The 22,475-nt window shown below is 67.1% G+C and carries 18 protein-coding genes and 1 tRNA gene; 14 read left to right on the forward strand and 5 right to left on the reverse strand.

Translation table 11 applies throughout. The features are described 5' to 3' along the window. Position 1: 1 nt before the first annotated feature. From E8M01_RS14515 to E8M01_RS14555, 9 genes are all read left to right on the forward strand, one after another. Positions 2-1,390, forward strand: a complete 1,389-nt coding sequence (locus E8M01_RS14515) for an amidohydrolase family protein (RefSeq protein WP_136960763.1) — start codon at positions 2-4, stop codon at positions 1,388-1,390. 10 nt (positions 1,391-1,400) lie between these two features. Continuing rightward, positions 1,401-2,285, forward strand: a complete 885-nt coding sequence (locus E8M01_RS14520) for an NAD(P)-dependent oxidoreductase (protein ID WP_136960764.1) — start codon at positions 1,401-1,403, stop codon at positions 2,283-2,285. An 18-nt stretch (positions 2,286-2,303) separates the two neighbouring features. Next, entirely contained in the window at positions 2,304-3,182 is an 879-nt protein-coding gene (locus tag E8M01_RS14525) for an intradiol ring-cleavage dioxygenase (RefSeq protein ID WP_136960765.1), read from the forward strand. Between the two features lie 53 nt (positions 3,183-3,235). After that, positions 3,236-4,771, forward strand: coding sequence for a sugar ABC transporter ATP-binding protein (locus tag E8M01_RS14530; protein WP_136960766.1), 1,536 nt, complete (start codon positions 3,236-3,238; stop codon positions 4,769-4,771). Continuing rightward, a complete protein-coding gene (locus E8M01_RS14535) occupies positions 4,764-5,720 on the forward strand; it encodes an ABC transporter permease (RefSeq protein ID WP_136960767.1) in 957 nt (318 codons plus the stop codon). The genes E8M01_RS14530 and E8M01_RS14535 overlap by 8 nt, the downstream gene beginning before the upstream one ends. Next, positions 5,717-6,724 (forward strand): ABC transporter permease, encoded by a 1,008-nt coding sequence (locus tag E8M01_RS14540; RefSeq protein WP_246088736.1) that lies wholly within the window; start codon positions 5,717-5,719, stop codon positions 6,722-6,724. The genes E8M01_RS14535 and E8M01_RS14540 overlap by 4 nt, the downstream gene beginning before the upstream one ends. Before the next feature lie 65 nt (positions 6,725-6,789). Then, a complete protein-coding gene (locus E8M01_RS14545) occupies positions 6,790-7,752 on the forward strand; it encodes a sugar ABC transporter substrate-binding protein (protein ID WP_136960768.1) in 963 nt (320 codons plus the stop codon). A 60-nt stretch (positions 7,753-7,812) separates the two neighbouring features. Further along, complete coding sequence (locus E8M01_RS14550) at positions 7,813-8,100, forward strand: YciI family protein (protein WP_136960769.1); 288 nt, start codon at positions 7,813-7,815, stop codon at positions 8,098-8,100. Positions 8,101-8,105: 5 nt separating this feature from the next. Then, entirely contained in the window at positions 8,106-9,122 is a 1,017-nt protein-coding gene (locus E8M01_RS14555; protein WP_170181901.1) for a Gfo/Idh/MocA family protein, read from the forward strand. Positions 9,123-9,133: 11 nt separating this feature from the next. Here E8M01_RS14555 and E8M01_RS14560 read toward each other — a convergent pair whose 3' ends face one another. The 3 genes from E8M01_RS14560 to E8M01_RS14570 are packed head-to-tail and all read right to left on the reverse strand — an operon-like array spanning position 9,134 to position 14,505. After that, positions 9,134-11,377, reverse strand: coding sequence for a N,N-dimethylformamidase beta subunit family domain-containing protein (locus E8M01_RS14560; protein ID WP_136960771.1), 2,244 nt, complete (start codon positions 11,375-11,377; stop codon positions 9,134-9,136). A gap of 27 nt (positions 11,378-11,404) precedes the next feature. Further along, positions 11,405-13,009, reverse strand: a complete 1,605-nt coding sequence (locus E8M01_RS14565) for an ABC transporter substrate-binding protein (RefSeq protein ID WP_136960772.1) — start codon at positions 13,007-13,009, stop codon at positions 11,405-11,407. Positions 13,010-13,047: 38 nt separating this feature from the next. After that, a complete protein-coding gene (locus tag E8M01_RS14570) occupies positions 13,048-14,505 on the reverse strand; it encodes an aminotransferase (RefSeq protein WP_136960773.1) in 1,458 nt (485 codons plus the stop codon). Between the two features lie 155 nt (positions 14,506-14,660). Between E8M01_RS14570 and E8M01_RS14575 the strand changes: the two genes are divergently transcribed. Together E8M01_RS14575 and panE are read left to right on the forward strand one after the other, a co-directional pair. Beyond that, positions 14,661-15,380 (forward strand): FadR/GntR family transcriptional regulator, encoded by a 720-nt coding sequence (locus tag E8M01_RS14575; protein ID WP_136960774.1) that lies wholly within the window; start codon positions 14,661-14,663, stop codon positions 15,378-15,380. 180 nt (positions 15,381-15,560) lie between these two features. Next, a complete protein-coding gene (gene panE / locus E8M01_RS14580; RefSeq protein ID WP_136960775.1) occupies positions 15,561-16,481 on the forward strand; it encodes a 2-dehydropantoate 2-reductase in 921 nt (306 codons plus the stop codon). A gap of 106 nt (positions 16,482-16,587) precedes the next feature. Here the strand turns inward: panE and E8M01_RS14585 are convergent, their stop codons facing one another. Together E8M01_RS14585 and E8M01_RS14590 are read right to left on the reverse strand one after the other, a co-directional pair. Beyond that, positions 16,588-17,022 (reverse strand): hypothetical protein, encoded by a 435-nt coding sequence (locus tag E8M01_RS14585; protein ID WP_136960776.1) that lies wholly within the window; start codon positions 17,020-17,022, stop codon positions 16,588-16,590. A 372-nt stretch (positions 17,023-17,394) separates the two neighbouring features. Next, positions 17,395-17,468, reverse strand: a tRNA-Gly gene (locus tag E8M01_RS14590). 478 nt (positions 17,469-17,946) lie between these two features. Here E8M01_RS14590 and hrpB point away from each other — a divergent pair. The 3 genes from hrpB to E8M01_RS14605 all read left to right on the forward strand — a co-directional run bounded on the left by hrpB (position 17,947) and on the right by E8M01_RS14605 (position 22,464). Beyond that, the gene (gene hrpB / locus E8M01_RS14595) at positions 17,947-20,406 is read left to right on the forward strand and encodes an ATP-dependent helicase HrpB (protein WP_136960777.1); all 2,460 of its coding nucleotides are present in this window, start codon (positions 17,947-17,949) and stop codon (positions 20,404-20,406) included. A gap of 169 nt (positions 20,407-20,575) precedes the next feature. After that, entirely contained in the window at positions 20,576-21,484 is a 909-nt protein-coding gene (locus E8M01_RS14600; protein ID WP_136960778.1) for a hydroxymethylglutaryl-CoA lyase, read from the forward strand. Between the two features lie 8 nt (positions 21,485-21,492). After that, complete coding sequence (locus E8M01_RS14605; RefSeq protein ID WP_425467738.1) at positions 21,493-22,464, forward strand: threonine dehydratase; 972 nt, start codon at positions 21,493-21,495, stop codon at positions 22,462-22,464. Positions 22,465-22,475 lie beyond the last annotated feature (11 nt).

A 22,475-nucleotide genomic window follows, 5' to 3' on the forward strand; every position in this document is an offset into this window, starting at 1 on the left:
GATGACGCGTACCCTGATCCGTTCGGCCATCATCGTCTCGATGGATCCCGCCATCGGCGATTTCCGCCAGGGCGACATCCTGATCGACGGCACGACGATCGCGGCGGTGGCTCCGTCGATCGAGGCCGCCGATGCCGAGATCGTCGACGCCCGCGACCGCATCGTCATTCCCGGCCTCGTCAACGCCCATATGCACACCTGGCAAACCGGCCTGCGCGGCATTGCCGCGAACTGGACGCTGCTCGAATATTTCGCCTGGGTTCATCGTGGGTTGGCGACCCGCTTCCGGCCCGACGACATCCATGTCGCGACGCTGGCCGGCGCGCTCGGCCAGATCGATGCCGGCGCGACCACCCTGGTCGACTGGTGCCACAACAATCCGACCCCGGCCCATACCGATGCCGCCGTCGACGCCTTGTTCGAGAGCGGCATCCGGGCCGCCTTTTTCCACGGCTCGCCGAAACCCGACCCGAAGCCGGGCGAGCCGCATTTCTCCGAAGTGCCGCATCCGCGCGCCGAAATCGACCGGCTGACGAGAACCCGCTTCTCAGGGCCGGACCAGCGCGTCACGCTCGGCATGGCGATCCTCGGGCCGCATTATTCAACCCTCGAGGTTGCGCGCCGGGACCTGAAGCTTGCGCGCGACTTCGGCCTGGTCGCGTCGATGCACCAGGGCGGCGGACCCGCCAGGACGCCGGGCGGCTGGGAGACACTGCTGGACGACCAGCTGGTCGGTCCTGCGGTCAATATCGTTCACGGCAACGACCTGAGCGACACCCTGCTGGACCGGCTGGTCGACAAGGGCGTGTCATTTTCGGTGGCGCCGGAAAACGAGATGGCCCAGGGCCATGGCGTGCCGATCACCGGCCGGCTCATTCGCCGTGGCGTCGCGCCCTCGCTCGGCGTCGATATCGAAAGTGTCGTGTCGTCGGATCTGTTCACCGTCATGCGCATGGCGCTGGCGGGCCAGCGGCTGATCGACAATGCCGAAAGCCGGGCGCAGAACGGCACCATCCCGGAAACATCGACCGTCACCACCCGGCAGGCGCTCGCCTGGATCACCATTGAAGGCGCCCGGATGCTCGGCCTCGCGCACCGCATCGGGTCGCTGACACCCGGCAAGCAGGCCGATCTCGTGGTGCTCGATGCCAGCCAGCTCAACCTCTGGCCGGTACACGATCCAGTGTCCAGCGTGGTGATGCAGGCCGGCGCCCGCAATGTCGAAAGCGTCATGATCGCCGGCCGCTTCGTCAAGCGCAACGGCAAGCTGGCCTTCGGCGATACCCGAAACCTTCGCGAACGGCTGGCCGCATCCGGCAGCAGGATCCTGAGCGAGCTCGGTCTTGGCCAAGCGCAGCATGAGGATGGTCACATGAGGATGGTCACATGAGGACTCGGGCATGACCAGGATCGGCTTCATCGGGCTCGGCAAGCTCGGACTGCCCGTTGCCATGCGCCTCGCCAAGGCCGGCCATGACGTCATCGGCTTCGACCGGTCCGCCGACCGGCGCGGCGAGGCGGCCGGACGGGGGCTTGGCCTCGCTGGCGACGGACCGGCGGCTGTCGCCGGCGCCGCCTTCGTCTTCACCTCGCTGCCCGACGACGCCGCCTTGAAGGGCGCGCTTCTTGCCGACGCCGGCCTGGTGCAGGCGCTCGCGGGCGGAGCCATTCTGGTCGAAACCTCGACGGTGTCGCCGGAAGCCTCGGCCAGCGTCGCCGAAGCACTCGCAGCCCGCGATGTCGGCTATCTTCGCTCGCCCGTGTCGGGCAATCCGGTGCTGGCCGAGGCCGGCACGCTGACGGCCATGGCCTCCGGCCCGCGCGCCGCCTTCGATCTCGCCGTCCCGGTTCTCGAGGCCTTCACCAAGGCGCAGGTCTATCTCGGCGAGGCCGAACAGGCGCGTTACGCCAAGCTCGCGATCAACCTGATGATCGCGGTCAGCGCGGGAATGATGGCCGACGCGCTGGTGCTGGCCGAAAAGGGCGAAGTGCCCTGGGCCGCCATGCTCGACCTGATGGCGGAGAGCGCGGTCGGCTCGCCCATGGTCAAATACAAGGTGCCGCCGCTCAAGACCCGGGACTATTCATCGACCTTTTCCTGCGGCCAGATGGCCAAGGACCTGGATCTGATCCTCGGCGCCGCCTCGGCCGCCGGCCTGTCCCTGCCTTATGGCGACCTCGCACGAGCGACCTATCGCGACCTGATCGAGAGCGGCCGAAGCGACGCCGATTTCATTGCCGCGGTCGAGCGTGCGGAAGAACGCGCCGGCCTCGGCCCGCGGTGAATGTGAGGAGATGCGCCCATGCTGAGCTTCAATGAGCACAACCTGTCCGAAGAGGTCGTGGCGCGCTTCGACGGCTGCGACAATCCTCGGCTGAAGCAGATCGTCCAGGCGCTGGTCCGTCACAGCCATGCCTTCGTCAGGGAGGTCGAGCTGACCCAGGACGAATGGGCCTTCGCCATCGATTATCTCACCCGCACCGGCCACATGTGCGACGACAAGCGCCAGGAATTCATCCTCCTGTCCGATGTCATGGGCGTGTCGATGCTGGTCGATGCGATCAATCACCGGATGCCCGACGGCGCCACCGAGACGACCGTGCTCGGGCCGTTCTACCTCGGCGAGCATCGGGTCACGCCGCATGGCGCCGATATCGCGGCCGGACTGGACGGCGAGCCGATGTATGTCGAGGGCAAGGTCAGCACCGCCGACGGCGCGCCGCTCGCCGGCGCGGTCATCGACATCTGGCATTCCGACGATGACGGTTTTTATGACGCCCAGAAGAGCGAGGCCGACGAAGCCTCGCTGCGCGCCCGGTTCATTTCCGACGCAGCCGGCCGCTTCCACTTCAAGTCGATCGTGCCGTCGAGCTATCCCATTCCCCATGACGGGCCGGTCGGCCAGCTCCTGGAGGCGACCAAGCGCCATCCGATGCGGCCGGCCCATGTGCATTTCCACGTCTCCGCGCCAGGTTTCGAAACCCTCGTCACCCATGTCTTCATATCGGGCGACCCGTGGCTGGAGAGCGACGCGGTCTTCGGCGTCAAGGAAAGCCTTATCGCCGCTCTGCCCGGGCGCGAAGGGCCGATTTTTCCCGACGGATCGCCGTCGCCGGATCGCTGGCGCCATCTGAAATACGATTTCGGGCTGAAAGCCGTCGGGAGGCGCGCCGTCGCCTGACCCATGCCGAAGACAAGAAGGGCCAAAAATGGCCATCGTCCAGGGAGGATCCGATGAATGCTCATGTCAGGCCAGGCGATGTCAGTCCCGATGATGTCGCCATACCCGTGGTGTCGCTGAAAGGCATCGAGAAGTCGTTCCCCGGCGTCAAGGCGCTGCAGGACGTTTCGATCGATCTCTATGCCGGCGAAGTCCACATGATCATGGGCGAGAACGGCGCCGGCAAATCGACGCTGATGAAGATCCTGTGCGGCGCCTATGCCTCGGATGCCGGTGAGTTCTTCGTCCATGGCCAGAGGGAAACCTTGAGCGGGCCGCAGGATGCCCGGCGGTTCGGTATCGCGGTCATTTTCCAGGAATTCTCGCTGGTTCCGCATCTCGACGTGGCCCAGAACATTCTGCTCGGCCGCGAACCCAGGGGGCTTCTGCCCGGCCAGATCGATCTTCGCGCGCTCTACGCCGAGGCGCAGCGCTATCTCGACATGCTCGGCAGCGACATCGATGCCAGGACGCCGGTGCACAGGCTGCGGGTCGCCGAGCAGCAGATGGTCGAGATCGCCAAGGCGCTGTCCCAGGATGCCCGCGTGCTGGTGCTCGACGAGCCGACATCGGCGCTGTCCGATCGCGAGGTCGAGCAATTGTTCCGGGTCATCCGCGCGCTCCAGTCCGAGGGTGTCGCAATGGCCTATATCTCGCACCGCATGGCCGAGGTCTTCGAACTCGGCAATCGGATCACGGTCATCCGCGACGGCCAGTTCATCGGCACGAAAATGCCTGCCGAGACGAGCCCCGACGAGATCGTCACCATGATGGTCGGTCGCGCCGTCGACATGAGCTACGGCCGCGAATTCTGCAAGGATCCGGGCGAGTGCGTGATCGAATTGCGCAATGTCTCGTCAACGAACGGCATCAAGGACGTCTCGCTCCATGTCCGCCGCGGCGAGATCGTCGGTTTGAGCGGCCTGGTCGGCTCCGGCCGCACCGAGGTGGCTCGCGCCATCTTCGGCGCCGATGCGATATCGGCCGGCGAGATCCGCTATTGCGGCGGGACCTATCGCGGCACGCCGACGAAAGCGCGCGACCTCGGCATCGCCCTGATCCCGGAGAACCGCAAGACCCAAGGCCTCGCGCTCGCCCGATCGGTGCGCGACAACATGCTGTCGGCAAGCCTCGGCAAGACCTTCTCGACCGGCTGGTTCTCGCCGCGCCGCGCCACCGAGATCGCCAGGTCGCTCATCGAACGCCTGAGGGTCGCAACGCCGTCGCCGGCGCGTCGCGCTGGTCTCCTCAGCGGCGGCAACCAGCAGAAGGTGGTGATCGGCAAATGGCTGAATGCCGATTCCGATCTGTTCATCTTCGACGAGCCGACCCGCGGCATCGATGTCGGCGCCAAGGCCGAGATCTTCACGCTCATCGACGGCCTGGTGAAACAGGGCAAGGCGGTGCTGATGATCTCGTCCGAACTGTCCGAGATCATCAATGTCTGCGACCGGGCCTATGTCATGAAGGACAAGCGTGTCGTCGGCGAACTCGACCGTTCCAACCTCCGCCAGGAGAGCGTGATGAAACTGGCGGTGCACCATGGCTGATCTCGCCTTGCCGACCGGCCTGTCCAGGCGGTTGCATGTTCGATCACCGGGCATCTGGGTGATCCTCGCCCTGTTGATCCTGGTCTTCGCGGTGACCGCGCCGGGCTTTCTCAGCCAGCGCAACATCACCAATATCGGCCAGCAGTCGTCGATCCTGTTGATCCTGGCGCTGCCGATGACCCTGATCATCCTGACCGAAGGGCTGGACCTGTCGATGGGCGCGCTGACCGGGCTCGTCAGTATGGGCATCGCGCTGACCTCCAGCCTCGGCTATCCCGTGCCGGTGGCGATCCTGGTTGGCCTGTCCATTGGTTTCGCCGGCGGGCTGTTCAACGGCGTCCTGGTCGCCAAGCTCCAGATCCCGCCCTTTGTCGGCACGCTCGGTACGCTCGGCATGGCCCAGGGCCTTGCCGTCGTGATGACCGATGGCCAGAGCATCGTCGATATCGCCGATGCCATTCCCGACTTCTATTCCGCCCGCGTCCTTGGCATGCCGGCGCCGGTGCTGGTCGCCGTCATCGCTTACGCGGTCACCCATTTCCTGCTCTATCGGACCCAGTTCGGCGTCGCGGTCTTTGCGCTGGGCGGCAATCGCGAGGCCTGGAAGCTCGCCGGCGGCCATGTCGATCGCTGCCTCATTGCGGTCTATGGTTTTGCCGGATTGATGGTTGGCATTGCCGGCTTCCTGTTCACCGCCCGGATGAGCGCCGGCCATCCCACCGCGTCGCTCGGCATGGAGTTCGATGCGCTGGCAGCGGTTGCTCTTGGCGGCACGTCGTTCGAGCGCGGCAACGGCTGGCTGTTCGGCACGGTGCTCGGCGTGCTCGCCATCGGGGTCTTGCGCAACGGCCTCAATCTCCTCGGCTTTGCCTCGTCCATGCAGGTCGTCAGCGTCGGTCTTCTGGTTCTGGTTGCGCTGTTCATCGACGGTTTCAGGAGGGGATCATGACCGATCTTGGCCTCGACCGGCGAGCTGAGGTCACACCCGCGCCGCCCATGCGCTTCATGACACGTGTCGCCGCGGGCATCCTGGCCGCGCCGGTCATCCTGCGCCTTGCCACCGTGCTGCTGCTTTGCGCCTGCCTGACGGTCGCGACGCCGAACTTCCTGACCGAGATGAATATCCTCAACGTGCTCCGGCAGACGGCGCTGTTGTTCCTGGTCGCATCCGGACTGACGCTGGTGCTGATCGGCGGCGGCATCGATCTGTCTGTTGGAGCCAATCTCGGCTTGAGCGCCTGCGTCTCCGCCCTGGTCCTGCAGGCGACCGGATCGCTCGCCCTGACCCTGGCCGCGGGCATTGCGATCGGAACCCTGGTCGGCTTTGCCAACGGCCTTTTGGTCGCGGTCATGCGCATCCCGCCCTTCATCGCCACCTACGGCATGCTTTGGGTGCTGCTCGGCATCACCTATCGGGTGATGGCCGGCGAAAGCGTCCACGGCTTTCCGGCCAGCTTCCGTTTCCTCGGCTCCGGCCACCTCTTCGGCGTGCCGGTGCCGGTCTATCTGATGTTCCTGTTCCTGGGCGTCGGCGGGCTGTTCCTCAGCCGTACGCGCTGGGGCCAGGAGGTCTATGCCATGGGCGCCAATCCGGAGGCCGCCCGCCTCTCGGGGATCCCGATCCGGTCGCGCCAGATCCTCACCTATACCTTGAGCGGCGCTATGGCCGGCCTCGCCGCGTTGGTCCTGCTCGCCCGGGTCAATTCGGCCGAAGGCGATATTGGCGAGGCCATGACCTTGCCGGCGATCACCGCGGTGCTGATCGGCGGCACCTCGCTGTTCGGCGGCCTCGGCACGGTGTCCGGCACCTTTGTCGGCGCGCTGATCCTGACCCTGGTGATCAATGGAATGAACCTGCTGTCGGTCCATTCGAACTGGCAGCCGTTCGTGGCGGGCGCGATCGTCATTCTGGCGGTGCTCGTCGATAGGCTGACAAGCCAAAGGCAAAGCTGAGAAGGGCGCTCGATCGCCCCACATCACGAGCTCTCGCAACGAGAGCCATCAAGGAGGAACGTCCGATGCGACTGATCATTACGGCGACCATGGCGACCCTTGCCCTTGCCAGCGTGGCAAGGGCCGACGGCGAGCGGATCGCGGTCTTCACCAAGAACCAGACCAATCCCTTTTTCCAGGTGGTCAGGCTCGGCGCCGACAATGCCGCGCGCCAGATGGGCGCAACCGTCACCCATTATATTCCAACCCGCCCCGACAGCATTCCCGAGCAGATCAGCCAGATCGAGGACGTCACCGTGCGCCGTCCGAATGCCGTGGTCTTCACGCCCGTCGACTTCAAGGCGTTGACCCCGGCCATTCGCCGGCTCAACGAAGCCGGCATACCCGCCGTCAACATGACCGACCGGGCCGAGCGCGGCAATTTCGTCGCCTTCGTCGGCGCGGCCGATTACGATCTTGCGCTGACGACGGCGCGCTACCTGTTCCAGAAGATGGGCGGCCAGGGCAATGTCGTGGCGCTCGAGGGCATCAAGGGCACCCTGGTCTCGACCGAGCGCATGCGCGGCTTCACCGACGCCCTGAAGGAATTCCCCAATATCAAGGTGGTGGCGACACAAGCCGCGAGCTTTCAAAGGCTCGCGGCGCTTCAGGTGATGGAGAACCTGATCCAGGCCCATCCCAGGATCGAGGGGATTTTCGCCGCCAATGACGCCATGGCGACCGGCGCGATCGAAGCGCTGGAGGCCGCCAAACGCCAGTCGCTGGTGGTTGGCATCAACGGCACCAAGGAAGCCATCGACGCCATCAAGGCCGGCAAGATGTTGGCCAGCGGCGACTACAGCGCCTTCCTCCATGGCTGTTTCGGCATGATGGCGGCGATCCGCAATCTGCGCGGCTTGCCGGTGCCCCGCGAGATCGTGTTCCCGGCCCGCGTGGTCGACAATACCAACTACCAGAGCCTCGATATCGCGCCGGATCAAATGACCTGCCCGGCCTGGGACAGCGTCGTGACGCCAGGACGGTCCTGAGGCGATCCCGGGCCGTGGCAGGCTCGCCGCGGCCCGCTTTTCATCAACGACGAGGCCGCCATGCTGTTCACCATCCACGCGCTCGACAAGCCGGGTGCGCTGCCGACCCGGCTTGCCCATTACGACGCGCACAAGGCCTTCCTCGCCGACACCGCGGATCATGGCGTCAGGATCGTCATGTCCGGGCCGCTGGTCGAGGACGACGGCGTCACCGCCAAGGGATCGTTCTTCCTGGTCGAGGCAGCCGATCGCGCGACGGTCGAGACGTTCAACCGGGCCGACCCGTTCCATGCCGCCGGAATCTGGAGCGCGGTGACCATTGTCGCCTTCCTGCGCCGGCAAGGATGAGCCCGATGAAACTCGCGATCGTCGGCCTCGGCTGGTGGGGCAAGCAGATCATTGCCGCGCTGGCGCCGAGCACCAGGCTGACGGTCGTCTGCGGTGTCGACCCCGCGGCCCCTGGCGGGACAGCCGAATTTCTCGCCGCGCATGGCATCCGGCTGGAGCCGGAATTCGACCGGATGTTGCGCGATCCCGTGATCGATGGGGTGGTGATCGCCACGCCCCATGCCTTGCATGAAGAACAGGTCCTGGCGGCGATCGCAGCCGGCAAGCAGGTGTTCTGCGAAAAGCCGGTCGCCATGTCGGCCGAAGGTGCCCGGCGGATCGCCGGCGCCTGCGCGGCCAAGGGCCTGGTGCTGGGCGTGGGCCACGAGCGCCGTTACGAGCCGGCGTTCCGCGCGCTCGTCGCCATGGTCGAAGCCGGCAAGCTCGGCCGCCTTTTGCATCTCGACGCCAATGTCAGCCATGATCTGTTCCGAAAGCTCGATGCTGCGAACTGGCGGCTCAAGGCCCAGGATGCGCCGGCCGCCATGATGACCGCGGTCGGCATTCACGTGACCGATCTGTTCGTCCGGCTGGCCGGCCCGGTGAACGAAGTCCAGGCCGAAACCGCGTCGCTGGTCTTTGCGCCGCCGGCGGAGGATTTCGTCTCGGCACGGTTCAGCTTCATCAACGGCGCCAGGGGGTCGCTGACCTGTCTCTCCGCGACGCCCTTTTATGGGCGCGTGACTGTTTATGGCGATGCGGGCTGGGTCGAGATCGTCAGCGAAGGCAATGTCGATCAGGGCAAGCCCACGATCATGACGGTTGCGACCGCGACCGGCGAGCCGCGGCTGGTTCGCCAGTTTGCCGCGACCGATACGGTGATCGAGAATTTCGAGGCCTGGGCTGCCGCCGTCGACGGCGGCGCTGCCTATGATTTCACCGCCGCGCAGATCCTTGCCAATTCCGAATTGCTCGAGGCCATCGTCCGGTCGGCCGCGCGCTCAGGCGAGCGTATCGTGATTGGCGCCATCGGCGCGCCATAAGGCGGTTCGGGCTACCGCTCCGCCTCTTTCGGCGCAGGGAAGGGGGTCGGATCGGCGAAGCGCCTGACGATATTGGTGATCAGCCGGGCCACCGGGTTGTCGTAGTTGTCGATCGGCAAGGCACCGATGAAATTCATCGAGCCGACCGAGAACACCGCGCCGCCATTGGCGGTTTCCATGAAGGTCAGGTCGGAGCGGATGATGTCCGCGCGCTGGCCCGGCCAGGTATGGTCGCGGCGTTCTTCGTTGACCGGCTGATAGGAGGGATCCTCGACCACGGCACGGCCGACGATAATGGCATGGGCTGGCGTGCCCAGGCGTTCGTCGGCCCGGTCGAGTTCATGGCCCGCCGCGCCGCCGCCCATCAGTCCGCGTTCGCCGAACACCGTGCCGGGCACCGCCTTGTCCTCCATGCCCGCGCGCATGAAGGCGACGCGTGGGTCCAGGATCCCGTCCAGGAAAGTATAGGGGTAGCCCTTGTATTCGCCCTGGGTGCTGAAACCGACGCCGACGAGCGCCTGCGGCGGCCGGCCGAGCCGCCGCCAGAGCCCGCCATAAGAGCCGTCGAAGGCGTGGTAGCTCTCTCCGGGTAAGGTCTCCCACAGGCGGATGCCGCCCTCGGCCCGGCGCAGCTCGAACGCCCAGGGACCGTCGGCATGCGGCACCACCTTCCAGTAGAAACCGTTGCCGCCGAGATAGACGAAGCGGCCGCCGCCGTCGAAATAGGTGGCCAGCGCGTCGAGCGTCTGGGTGGTGTGATATTCCGGATGCTGGCCGGTCAGCACCACCTGGTATTGCGACAGGAGTTCGACGCCTTCGGCATGGACATCGTGGTCGGTGATCACCTCGAAGGCGATGCCTTTCCGGGTCAAAAGATCGGTGATGTAGCTGTCCGCCGATATCCAGTAGAGGCCGGAGCTGTCCGGGCTCGGATCGACCAGGTGGATCTGGTTGACCCGCTTGTCGATCAGCGGCCGGCGGGTGGTCGACATGACCACGCCGCTGCCGTCGGAATGGAAATTATAGGGTGACACGCCATATTCGGGATGGCCGTCGGGCGCCTGGGCGAGCGCCCCCCAGGCCAGCGACCGCTCGGTGATCAGCGCCTGCCGGCCGGGCTTCTGATATTGGCTGTAGACGGTGTAGCTGAAGGTCGGCGCCAGGAAGGCGACCTTCGCCTGGGATCCCGGCACGGCGGCGCGGACATAAAACACGATATTGTCGCGTGCGCCGTCCTTGTCGAGATGCAGGGCATAGACGCCGCTCACCCAGTCGTCCGGCACGGTGAAACGGAGCGAGGTTTTCCAGCCGGCATCGCCAATGTCGTCGTCATGGAAGTGAATCGCTGCCCATTGGTCCGGCGCCTCGGTCCAGCGATGCAGCGCGCCGGTCCAGCGCGAGCCGGTCATGGCGCGTGTCGGCAGATTGACGCAGCGGCCGTGAAACCCGTGGGGGCCGATATCGGCCGCCCTGTCGGTCGGGATATCCACGGCGAAATCCCATTCGGCAATCAGGCCGCTCGCGGCGAGCGCGATGCCGGAGCCTTGCGAGGCCAGGATGGATTCGAGGCCGTCGGTGCCGCCGAGCAAACGCGGCCGCTCGATCTTGCCGTTAAAATGAGCCGTCACCGCCGTGCCGACCCGCTCCGCGGCGATGGCGACGCGGCCGTTGCCGGCCAAGGCGCCGGCTGCCGTGGCCTGGCTGAGAGTTCGCCGCTCGTCGCGGTCGAGCCGGAGCTTGCGCGGCACCTGGCCGAGCTCGAGCGTGTGGCTTGCCGGATCATAGCGGCAGGCGATGTCGTGCCAGGCCCGTTCGGTCAGCGGCATGCCGGCCTCGATCTCGGTCGTACCGGCGGCGGTCGCCAGCCGGCAGAAGGCGCCTGCCGGGCCAATGCCGAGCGTCAGCGCGGCGCCGTTGCCGGCCCAGTTCAGCACCGTCTGCCGGCCGGCGCCGAGGAGCGTCGGCCAGACCGTCGCCGCGAAGGCGACCGGCGGTCCGCCGGCGCCGAGGTCGAGTTTCGGCACGTCGACCCAGGATCCCCTGGCGATCAGCTGTTCTTCGCCAGGGTGCTCGCCCTCGAGCTGCCAGGCCACCGGCACCTCACGATAGCCGGGCCCCTTGGGGTTGGGGTCGCCGCACAGCACGCGGGCGATCCGGGCCGAATAGCGCCCGCCGCCACGCACGCCGATCTTGAAGCTCAACTCCTCTCCCGGGCGCACGCTCCAGCGGTCGACATAACCAGTAATGGGCAGCATGTGAGAGGTCCTCGATACGGTCGTGTCTCAGGCGCGGCGGACGTTCCAGAACAAAGGCAGGCCTTTCAGGATGCCGGAGAGCTCCTTCTTGTAGGCCGTCGGCTGATAGAACACGCCAAGCGGCACATAGGGCACGTCGACGAAGGCCTGGCGTTGCATCTCCGTGCCGATCTTGCGCTGCGCCTCGGCATCGGGTGCGACGAACCAGGCGTCGCGCAATTCCTCGAGCTTGGGGCTCGACGACCAGCCGAAGGTCGCCTTGTCGCCCGATCCGCGCAGGAAGTTGTGCGCCGAGGGGTTGAGCTGGGTGACGCCGGCCGAATAGGTGCAGAAGGCGTTGTAGCCGCCCTTGTCCGGGGTCTCGCGGTTGGCCATGCGGCGCAGCATCGAGCCCCAGTCCATGACAGCATAGTCGACATTGATGCCGATCTTGCGGAACAGGTCGGCGGTGACCTCGCTCATCGCGCCAATGACCGGGAAATCGCCCGGCGCGATCAGCATCACCTTCTCGCCTTTGTAGCCGGCTTCCTTGATCGCCCTGGTGGCGGCGGCCAGATCGCGCGGACCGGTGAGCGCCGACATGCCCGCGTCGCTCGCCATGTTGGAGCCGGGCGGAAAGAAGCCGATCCCGTCGCGCCACAGGCTCTTGTCGTCGCCGGCAATCGCCGACATGAAATCGCTCTGGCTGATCGCCGACAGCACCGCCCGGCGGATCGCCGGATTGTCGAAGGGAGCCTGCGTATGATTGAAGCGCAGCACGCCGACATTGCCGATCGGGTCGAGCAGCTCGACCTTCAGCGCATTGTTGCGCTTGAGCGGCGGCAAGAGATCCATGATCGGCTGGTCCCACCAGTCGATCTCGCCCCGCTGCAGGGCCGCGGCGGCGGTCGCGGCATCCGGCAGGATCTGCCATTCGACCCGGTCGAAATGCACCTGCTTCGGTCCCGCCAGCAGGCTGGTGGTGCCCTCCGGCCGCGGCACGTAGTTGTCGAAGCGCGAATAGACGATACGCGACCCCGGAACATGCTGGTCGGCCTGGAAGCGGAACGGGCCGCTGCCGATCAGTTCCTTCACCGGCAGGTTGCTGTCGGTCAGGGCAAGTCGCTCCGGCATGATGAAGGCGATGATCGCGCCGACCTTGCCGAGCGCCTCCGGCAGCATCGGGAACGGGCTCTTCAGCCGCCAGCGCACGGTGCGATCGTCCGGCGCCGAGAGCTCGTCCACCACGGTGAACAGCGAATTGCCGAAGGCGTCGCGCGAAGCCCAGCGGCGCAGGCTGGCGACCACGTCGCGCGCCCTGACCGGTTCGTTGTCGTGGAACTTCAGACCCTCGCGCAGCGTCATCACCCAGGTCTTGCCGTCATTGTCGACCGTGTGGCCCGCGACCATTTGCGGCTGCGGCCGAAGCTGCTCGTCGACGCCATAAAGCGTGTCGAAGACCAGGAAGCCGTGATTGCGGTTGACCAGCCCGGTGGTGATCATCGGGTCGAGGATCGCGGCATCCGCCTGCGGCACGAAGCGCAGCGTCCGTGCGGCCTGGGCCTGAGCGATGGCGGGGCTTGCGAGGCGGGATCCGAGGGCGGCGCAGACAGCGCCACCAAGCGTGGAACGAAGCAGGTCTCGACGGTGCATGCACGCTCTCCTCGCAAGGGTGGAAGGGATCGGTGGTGCTACTCCGCGGCTTGGCTGGGGTTGGGCCGGAGCTGTGCTTCGCGGACCTGTGCTTCACGGACCTGTGCGTCGCGGACCTGTGCGTCGCCGACCTGGGTTTCGACCTGGCCGAGCGTCCGCGCGAACAGGTCCAGGATCTCGTCGACCTCGGCGGCCGTGATGATCAACGGCGGGCAGAAGCCGATCGTGTCGCCCATGGCGCGGATGATCAGGCCGTTCTGCAGCGCCAACGCGTCGAACCGCGCGCCGACCTTCAGGCCGGGATCGAAGGCGGCGCGTGTCGCGGGGTCGGCGACCAGCTCGACGCCGATCATCAGGCCTTCGCCGCGCACCTGCCCGACAATGGCGGAACGGTTGGCGATCGCCTCCAGGCCGGTCTTCAGCCGGGTTCCCATGGCGCGGACATGCTCGACCAGGTCCATCTCGTGATAGATGCGCAGCGTTTCCAGCGCGACGGCGGCGCCGACCGGGTGGCCGGAATTGGTGAAGCCATGGCCGAACAGTTCGCCGGCCTTGTTCATCTCGGCGAGCGCGTCGCGGACCGGCCGGCCGAGCAGCACGGCGGAGATCGGGAAATAGGACGAGGACAGGCCCTTGGCGAGCGCCATCATGTCGGGCTGCATGCCCACCGTCTGGCAGCCGAACCAGTTGCCGGTGCGGCCGAAACCGCAGACCACCTCGTCGGCCAGGACAAGGATGTCATGGCGGCGCAGCACCGCCTCGATCTTGGCGAAGTAACCCTGGGGCGGCACGACGATGCCGCCGCCGGCATTGATCGGCTCGGCGATAAAGGCGGCGATCGTGTCGGGACCTTCGGCCACAATCATTGCCTCGAGATCATCGGCGAGACGGGTGGCGAAAGCCTCGTCGGTCTCGTCGGGCAGGGCGCCATGATAGGCATCCGGACAATGGGTGTGCAGGAAACCCGGCAACGGCAGGCCGTATTCGCGATGCATCCGCGGCAGGCCGCACATGGAGGCCGCGACGATGGTCGAGCCGTGGAAACCCCGGTCGCGGGCGATGATCTTGCGTTTGGCCTGATGGCCGCGGGCGGCATGATAGACCCAGGCGAGCTTGACCATGGTCTCGGTCGCTTCCGACCCGGACGTGGCGAAATAGGCCTGGGCATGCGGAATGGGGGAGATCGCGACCAGCTGTTCGGCGAGGTCGATGGTGACGTCGGGCGTCTTGTGGTTGAAGCTGTGGTAGAAGCCGAACTTGTCGTAAGCCGCGGCGGCGGCGGCCTTCAGGCGCTCGTTCGAAAAGCCGAGCGACGTGCACCAGAGCCCGGCCATGGCCTCGAGGTAACGCTTGCCCTGGGCGTCGAAGACATAGACGCCTTCGCCGCGCGCCATGATCAGCGGCCCGACCTCGGCATGCCGGCCGGGATTGGTCTGCGAATGCAGGTGAAACAGCACGTCGCGTGCTTCGGCCGAATTCGGCTTCAGGTTCGCCATGGGGTCAGCTCCTCGTGCCGCCGCGACCGGCGTCACGCATCCCGAGAGGAAGACGGGGCTGCTGCCCTCTTTTTGGTCATACCAAATTGGCCTGACCAGATTGTCTCGGCTATATCTGGCTTGTCAAACTCAAAAACCGGACGGTTCAACCCGCCATGCTGCCTGATCCGCCTCCATCGCCGCCGCGCAGTTTCGAGATTGTCGCCCGGCAAATCGCCGCCATGGTCCAGTCCAGCTACAAGATCGGCCAGCGATTGCCCGCCGAGCGCGATCTGGCCAAATCTTTCGGTGTGTCCCGGCCGACCATCCGCGAGGCGATCCTGTCGCTCGCCATGGCAGGCATGCTGAAAGTGCGGAGCAACAGCGGTGCCTATGTCATCAGCCGGCACGAGGCGCCCGAGGTCCAGGCGCTGGAGGGTTTCGGGCCGTTTGAAAACCTGGAGGCCCGCCGGCTGATCGAGCCGCAGATCGCCGCGATCGCCGCCCAGCGCGCCTCGGAGGCGATCCTCGCCCAGCTTGCCGAGACGCTCGCCATGATGCGCTGGGAACATGCGCAGGGAAACGAAGCCGACGGCCCGGACCATCGCTTCCATATCCTGCTGGCGGAGGCGTCCGGCAATGGCGCCCTGGTGTCGATCTCGGATTCGCTGTGGCGTGGCCAGATCGAGTCGCGCATCTGGCGCGAGATCCATGTCCACATGCGGATGGAGGACTACCGCCCGATGTGGCTCAGGGATCACGAGGCGATCTACGAGGCTGTGCGCGCCAGACATGCCAGGAAGGCGAGCGCCGCCATGACCCGGCATCTCGACAATATCCGCGAGGCCTTGATGACCGCCTCCAACGCCAGGGCGATGGCTGCGCCGCGATCTTGAACGGCGGACCGCCGGGCGCCACACCTGTGCCGCTGGCGATTGACCGATATGCGCGAATGCCAATCAATCAAAGAAAGGCATTTGCCAATAGATTGCGCTATCGGCATTGCGAATGCGTCCGGCGCCATGGCCGCGAGCCGCGGATATGCTGGATCATTCGACCTCGGAACGGAGAGAACAATGCGTTTATTGGTGGTCGGGGCCGGATCGACCGGCGGCTATTTCGGCGGTCGTCTGGCTCAGGCCGGCCGTGACGTGACCTTCCTGGTCCGGCCGAAGCGGGCAGCTGAGATCGAGGCCAACGGGCTGCAGATCGTCAGCCCCCATGGTGACGTGACGCTGACGCCGAAACTCGTCACGGCGGGCCAGCTGACCCAACCGTTCGACGCGGTCCTGCTCACCGTCAAGGCCTTTGCGCTGGAGCGGGCGCTCGACGACCTCATCCCCGCCATCGGGCCCGAAACCATGATCCTGCCGGTGCTGAACGGCATGAGGCATGTCGATGTGCTGGCCACGCGTTTCGGCGAAAAGGCGGTGCTCGGCGGCGTCTGCAAGATCGCCGCGACGATCGACGGCCAGGGCCGCATCGTTCAGCTCGCCAAGTTCCAGGAGCTGGTTTACGGCGAGCTGAACGGCCAGCCGTCGGCGCGCACCGAGGCGCTCGATGGCTTCATGCAGGGTGCCGGTTTCGACGCCCGGCTGTCGCCGGCGGTCGAGCGCGAGATGTGGGAAAAATGGGTGCTGCTGGCAACGCTCGGCGGCATCACCTGCCTGATGCGCGGCACGGTCGGGGATATCGCCGCGGCGCCCGGCGGCACTGATTTCGTGCACGGCTTCCTCGATGAGGTCGTGACTGTCGTCAAGACGGTCGGCAAGGCGCCGAACCCGGATTTCCTCGCCAATGTCAGGGCGCAGATGACCGCCGCCGGCTCGCCCCAGGCTTCCTCCATGTATCGGGATCTGCAGGCCGGCAACGCGGTCGAGGCTGATCAGATCATCGGCGACCTCTTGGCCCGGGCCCGCAGCGCCGGCATTGCCACGCCGCTGATCGCCACCGCCTATACCCATCTGTCGGTCTACCAGAACCGGGTCACCGCCTGATCACCGCCTGATCCCGGGCGTCGCGGCGCCAGGCCGGAGCGGGGGCGCATGGCCATTGCCGGCCGGCTTGCTCCGGCTGATCGCCCGCAGGCCCGCCTCGCTCAGGTCAGCTGCAGCCGACCGGCGGGCGGCTGCCGCGTGGGCAGGACCGGCCGAAGTTCCGGCCGGTGCCGTACCACTCGCCGCTGCGACGGCGCTCCCAGCCGGCTCCGAAGTTCGAGCCGGTGCCGACGATGCGGCCGCGCTCGACATCGTAGCCACCGCCAAAGCGCGTGCCCGTGCCGGTGATTCGATTGCCCCGCTGTTCGTAACCGCCGCCAAAATTGCGCCCGGTGCCGCGATAGGTCGTCGTGCGGCCGTGGCGCGAACGGTCGACGTCATAACCCCGGCCGAAACGGCGGCCCTCGCCGCGCAGGTTGCCGCGGCTGTCCTGGACATATTGGACCTGCTCGATGCGATAGCCGTCGATCGGCGCCGGCGTGGCGGCCAACGTGGCGCCGGCGATCTGTCCTGCGACGAGCAGTGAAAGGGCGAAGCTCATCATCTCGGTTCCCGTGCCTGGTCTTTTGGATCGACTTTATGGCTTGACGTTGTGGCTTGACGTTATGGCTTGACGTTGCCTGGGCCTTTTGCGGCCAAGGTCGTTTCAGCGCTGTGCCGCCTGGCGATCAACCAATTTCGGCCTGCAACAGGACGGAGACGCGGCTTTTCCGATCCGGTCACGCCGTTTCGCGAGACCTGAGTGCCATGATGGCACTGGTCCGGCGCAAAGCCGGAGGCCGAGTGAGCCGATTTGGCACAGGCGCACGATCAAGGCGGGCCGTGGACCGTTGCCGGACGACAGCGACGCCCAAATCCCGGCGCGCAAGTCCCGGCATCCAGGTTTTGGCAGGCTGACGTATCAGGGGAGGATTGGAGCGGGCGGCGGGAATCGAACCCGCATATTCAGCTTGGGAAGCTGACGTTCTACCACTGAACTACGCCCGCTCAGGATCGGGCGCGACCATAGCCACAGCCATGCCGGCTTCGCAAGAGGCGTGGCGCGTCGGCGTCCTGGGCTTCGGCCCAAAAACGCAGACGGCCCGCGGCGGCGGCCGCGGGCCGTCCTTCGGAGTGACCCTGGAGGAACGAGGAGCGGTCACTCCTCCGCCCGGACGACGGATTCCCTGGGCAGGGATCCATCGGTGGTGGCCCGGACGGGGATCTGGAGCAGGAAGGAGCAGCGGCCGTCCTGCGCGACGAGCACGTCGAGCAGGCTTCGCGTGGCGCGATCGTCAGGTTTTTGGGCCTTTCGATCTCTCGTCATCGCGTCTCAGTCCTTCCCCTTGAGGGACGCCCTGTCCCAGGTTGGAACGGCGGGCGTCTTCGTCAGGACATCTCGCAAGGGCGGGGCCTGCCAGCCGGTTTTTGAGCGGTCTCGACCACGGCGCTTGCGGATGCAGTGAAGGAACCGTAAACGCGCTCGGTGTTCACTTCAGCGCTCCCCATCGATGAGGCCTTGCCCGGGTTGAAGGCGGCGCTCGCCGCCACGCCGTCCGCCGTGCTGGTGGCGCCGCCCGGCGCCGGCAAATCGACCCGCGTGCCGCTGGTGCTGGCGGGCGAGGCCTGGGTCGGCGACGGTAAGATCCTGGTGCTCGAGCCCCGGCGCATCGCGGCCCGCGCGGTCGCCGACCGGATGGCCAGGACGCTCGGCGAGCCGGTCGGCGCGACCGTCGGCCTGCGTGTGCGCTTCGGCTCCAAGATCTCGGGCCGCACCCGCATCGAGGTGGTCACCGAAGGCATTTTCACCCGCATGATCCTGGACGATCCGGCGCTGTCGGGCGTGTCGGCCGTGCTGTTCGACGAATTCCACGAGCGCAGCCTCGATGCCGATCTCGGCCTTGCCCTGGCGCTCGACGCCCAGGCCGGCCTGCGCGAGGACCTGCGCATCCTGGTCATGTCGGCAACGCTCGACGGTGCGCGGGTCGCAAGGCTGCTCGGCGACGCGCCGGTGGTCGAGAGCGCCGGCCGGGCCTATCCCGTCGAGACCCGTTTCACCGGCCGCGATCCGGCCGCCCGGCTCGAGGACGAGGTTACCCGCGTGGTGCGACGCGCCTTGGCCGAGGAACCGGGCTCGGCCCTGGTCTTCCTGCCCGGCACAGCCGAGATCCGGCGGGTCGCCGACCTGTTGAAAGCCACGATCAAGGACCCGGCCGTCGACATCGTGCCGCTTTATGGCGCGCTCGAACCGCGCGAGCAGGACCGTGCGGTTGAACCAGCCGCGAGCGGCCGGCGCAAGGTGGTGCTGGCGACCTCGATCGCCGAGACCTCGCTGACCATCGAGGGCGTGCGCATCGTGGTCGATTCAGGCCTTGCCCGGGTGCCGCGCTTCGAACCGGACCTCGGCCTGACCCGGCTCGAAACCGTGCGCGTGTCGCGCGCCGCAGCCGACCAGCGCCGCGGCCGCGCCGGCCGCACGCAGGCGGGTGTCTGCTACCGGCTCTGGGACGAGGCGCAGGAGGGCTCGTTCCCGGCCTATGCCGCACCCGAGATCCTGGCCGCCGATCTCTCGTCGCTGCTGCTCGACTGCGCGTCCTGGGGTGTCACCGATCCCTTGACCCTGGCCTTTCTCGATCCGCCGCCGAAACCGGCTCTGGCCGAGGCGCGTGTCCTGCTCGAAAGCCTCGGCGCGCTCGAGCCGGACGGCCGGATCAATGCCGAGGGCGAGAGGCTGCGCGCCCTGCCGCTGGCGCCAAGGCTCGCCCGCATGGTGGTCGATGCCGCCAGGCGCGGCGAGGGCCGGCTGGCCGCCGATCTCGCGCTCATCGTCTCGGAACGGGGCCTTGGCGGCGACGACGTCCATCTCGGCCACCGGCTCGACCGGCTGCGCTCCGATCGCGGCAAGCGCGCCGAAGAGGGCCGGCGCATGGCCGCCGGCTGGCTCCGCGACGTCAATGCCGTCAGGGACGAAGGCGCCGGTCCCGAACGCGCCGGCGCCGTGCTGGCGCTGGCCTTCCCCGATCGCATTGCCAAGGCGCGTGGCCGCGACGGCGAATTCCTGCTGGCCAATGGCCGGGGCGCGGCGGTCGATGCCGCCTCGCCCCTGGCGCGCGAGCCGTTCCTGGCCATTGCCGAAATCGGCGGCGTTGCCGCCCGTTCGCGGATCTTCTCGGCCGCGCCGATCACCCTCGCCGAGATCGAGGCCGATTTCGCCGACCGCATCGCGACGCGCGAGGAGGTGGTCTTCGACAAGACGGCGGCCGCCTTGCGGGCGCGCCGGGCGCGCCGCCTCGGCGCCATTGCGCTCGGCGTCGATACGCTGGCCGTGCCGGCCAATGAGGCGAGCGCCGTGGCGCTCGCCGAAGGCATTGCCGGGCTCGGCATCGGCCGGCTGCCCTGGTCGAAGACCCAGCTCGCCATGCGCCATCGTGTCGCCTTCCTGCGCCGTGTCGACCAGAGCTTTCCCGATCTCTCCGACGAAACCCTGGCGGCAACCGCCGCCGCATGGCTGCCCCACCATATTCTCGGCAAGACCGCACTGGCCCAGATCGGCGCCGACGATCTCGGCGCGGCGCTCGACCAGCTGGTGCCCTGGGACGTCAAGCGACGGATCGAGACCGACCTGCCATCCCATTTCGATGCGCCCTCGGGCCAGCGCCATCCGATCGACTACGAGGGCGGGGAGCCGACCTTGTCGATCCGGGTCCAGGAGCTGTTCGGGCTCGCCGTCCATCCAAGCGTCGCCCGCGGCAAGATCCCGCTGGTGGTCGAGCTCCTGTCGCCGGCGCACCGGCCGGTGCAGGTGACACGCGACCTGCCGGGCTTCTGGAAAGGCTCCTATCAGGCGGTGAAGAGCGAGATGAAGGGGCGTTATCCACGCCATCCCTGGCCGGACGACCCGGCGGCCGCGGCGGCGACCCACCGGGCCAAGCCACGCGGGACTTGAGATACGGAACCTGAGAGAAGGGCCGTGGGCTGACGGTTCCACCTCGTCATGGCCGTGCTTGTCACGGCCATGACGAGGTGGCGTCTGCGGCGAAGGGCAGCCTCGCCCGATCGGCGGGTTGCTTTCGCCGGGACCATTTCCGACAAAGAGGCCTGTCCCGGAGGTGGTCATGTCCCGATCGGTTGAGCTCATCGAGGTCGCGCCGCGCGACGGCCTGCAGAACGAGAAGGTACCGGTCTCGACCGCCGACAAGATCGCGCTGATCGAGCGCTCCTTCGCCGCCGGCTTCCGCAAGGTCGAGGTGACCAGCTTCGTCAATCCGAAACGGGTGCCGCAAATGGCCGATGCCGAGGCTGTCATGGCCGGCATCCTGCCGCGCTATGCCGACCGCACGCTGGTTGGCCTGGCGCTCAATGTGAAGGGCGCCGAGCGGGCCCTGGCCGCCGGCTGCAACCAGATCAATTATGTCTGCGTCGCCAGCGAGACCTTTGCGCGGAAGAACCAGAACGCCAGCACCGCCGAACTGGTGGCCGGCGCCGGCGAGGTGGCGCGCCTGGTCAAGGCCGCCGGCAAGCCGCTGGCGATTTCCATTGCCACCGCCTTCGGCTGCCCGTTCGACGGCGAGGTGCCGGTCGAGCGCGTCATGGCGATCGCGGCTGAAGTGCTGCGCCTCGACCCCTATGAGATCGGTTTCGCCGACACCATCGGTTGCGGCGTGCCGAGCCAGGTCACCGACATGCTGGCGCGCGCCAAGGCCTTGTCGGCGACCGTCAAGCTGCGCTGCCACTTTCACGACACCCGCAACACCGGCGTCGCCAATGCGATCGCTGCGGTCGCGGCGGGTGTCGACTATCTCGACGCCTCGGTCGGCGGCGTCGGCGGTTGCCCGTTCGCGCCCAATGCGACCGGCAATGTCGCGACCGAGGACCTGGTCTACACCTTCAACCGCATGGGCATTTCGACCGGCCTCGACATCGACCGGCTGATCGATACCGCGCATTGGCTGTCGGGCGTGCTCGGCAAGCCGCTGCCGGCGGCGCTCAGCCGGGCCGGCGTGTTCCCGCCGCGGGCTGCCTGACCATGACCCTGTTCTCACGCGACGACCTCGACGCCGCGGCTCGCCTGGTCCACGCCGTCATGCCGCCGACGCCGGCCTATGCCTGGCCGCTATTGGCCGAGCGTTTTGGCCTGCAAGTCGTCGTCAAGCACGAGAACCACACGCCGATCGGCGCCTTCAAGGTGCGCGGCGGCATCGTCTATCTCGACCGGCTGAAGCGTGAACGGCCCGAGGTCAAAGGCATCGTCTCGGCGACCCGCGGCAATCACGGCCAGAGCCTGGCTTTTGCTGCGCGCCATGCCGGGCTGCCGCTCGCCGTCGTCGTGCCCCATGGCAATTCGGTCGAGAAGAACGCCGCGATGAGGGCCTTCGGCGCCGAGCTGATCGAACATGGCCGCGACTTCGACGAGGCGCGCGAGCGCGCCGCCGCGATCGCCGCCGAGCGTGGCTTCGAGTTCGTACCGTCGTTCCACCGCGACCTGGTCATGGGGGTGGCGACCTATGGGCTGGAGCTGTTCTTAGCCCATCCGGATATCGACATTCTCTACGCGCCGATCGGCCTCGGCTCGGGGCTTTGCGGGCTGATCAGCGCGCGCGACCTGCTCGGCCTGAAGACCCGTATCGTCGGCGTGGTTTCGGAAGATGCCGCGGCCTATGCCCTGTCGGTCGAGGCCGGTCGCGTCGTCGAGGTCAATGCCACCAATACCTTTGCCGACGGCATCGCCGTGCGCATTCCCTCGGCCGAGGCGCTGGCGATCATCATTGATGGCGCCGAGCGCATCGTCAAAGTCTCCGAGGACGCGATCGCCGAAGCCGTCAGAACCTATTGGACCGATACCCACAATGCCGCCGAGGGCGCTGGCGCGGCAGCCCTCGCCGCACTCGCCAAGGAGGCGCCGGCGCTCAAGGGCCTGAAGGCTGCCGTGATCCTCAGCGGCCAGAACATCGACCGGCCGGTGATGCTGGAGATCCTCAGCGGGCGCACGCCGAAGGCGATGTGAGAGATTCGCGC

This window comes from Phreatobacter stygius, assembly GCF_005144885.1.
Lineage (GTDB): Bacteria > Pseudomonadota > Alphaproteobacteria > Rhizobiales > Phreatobacteraceae > Phreatobacter > Phreatobacter stygius.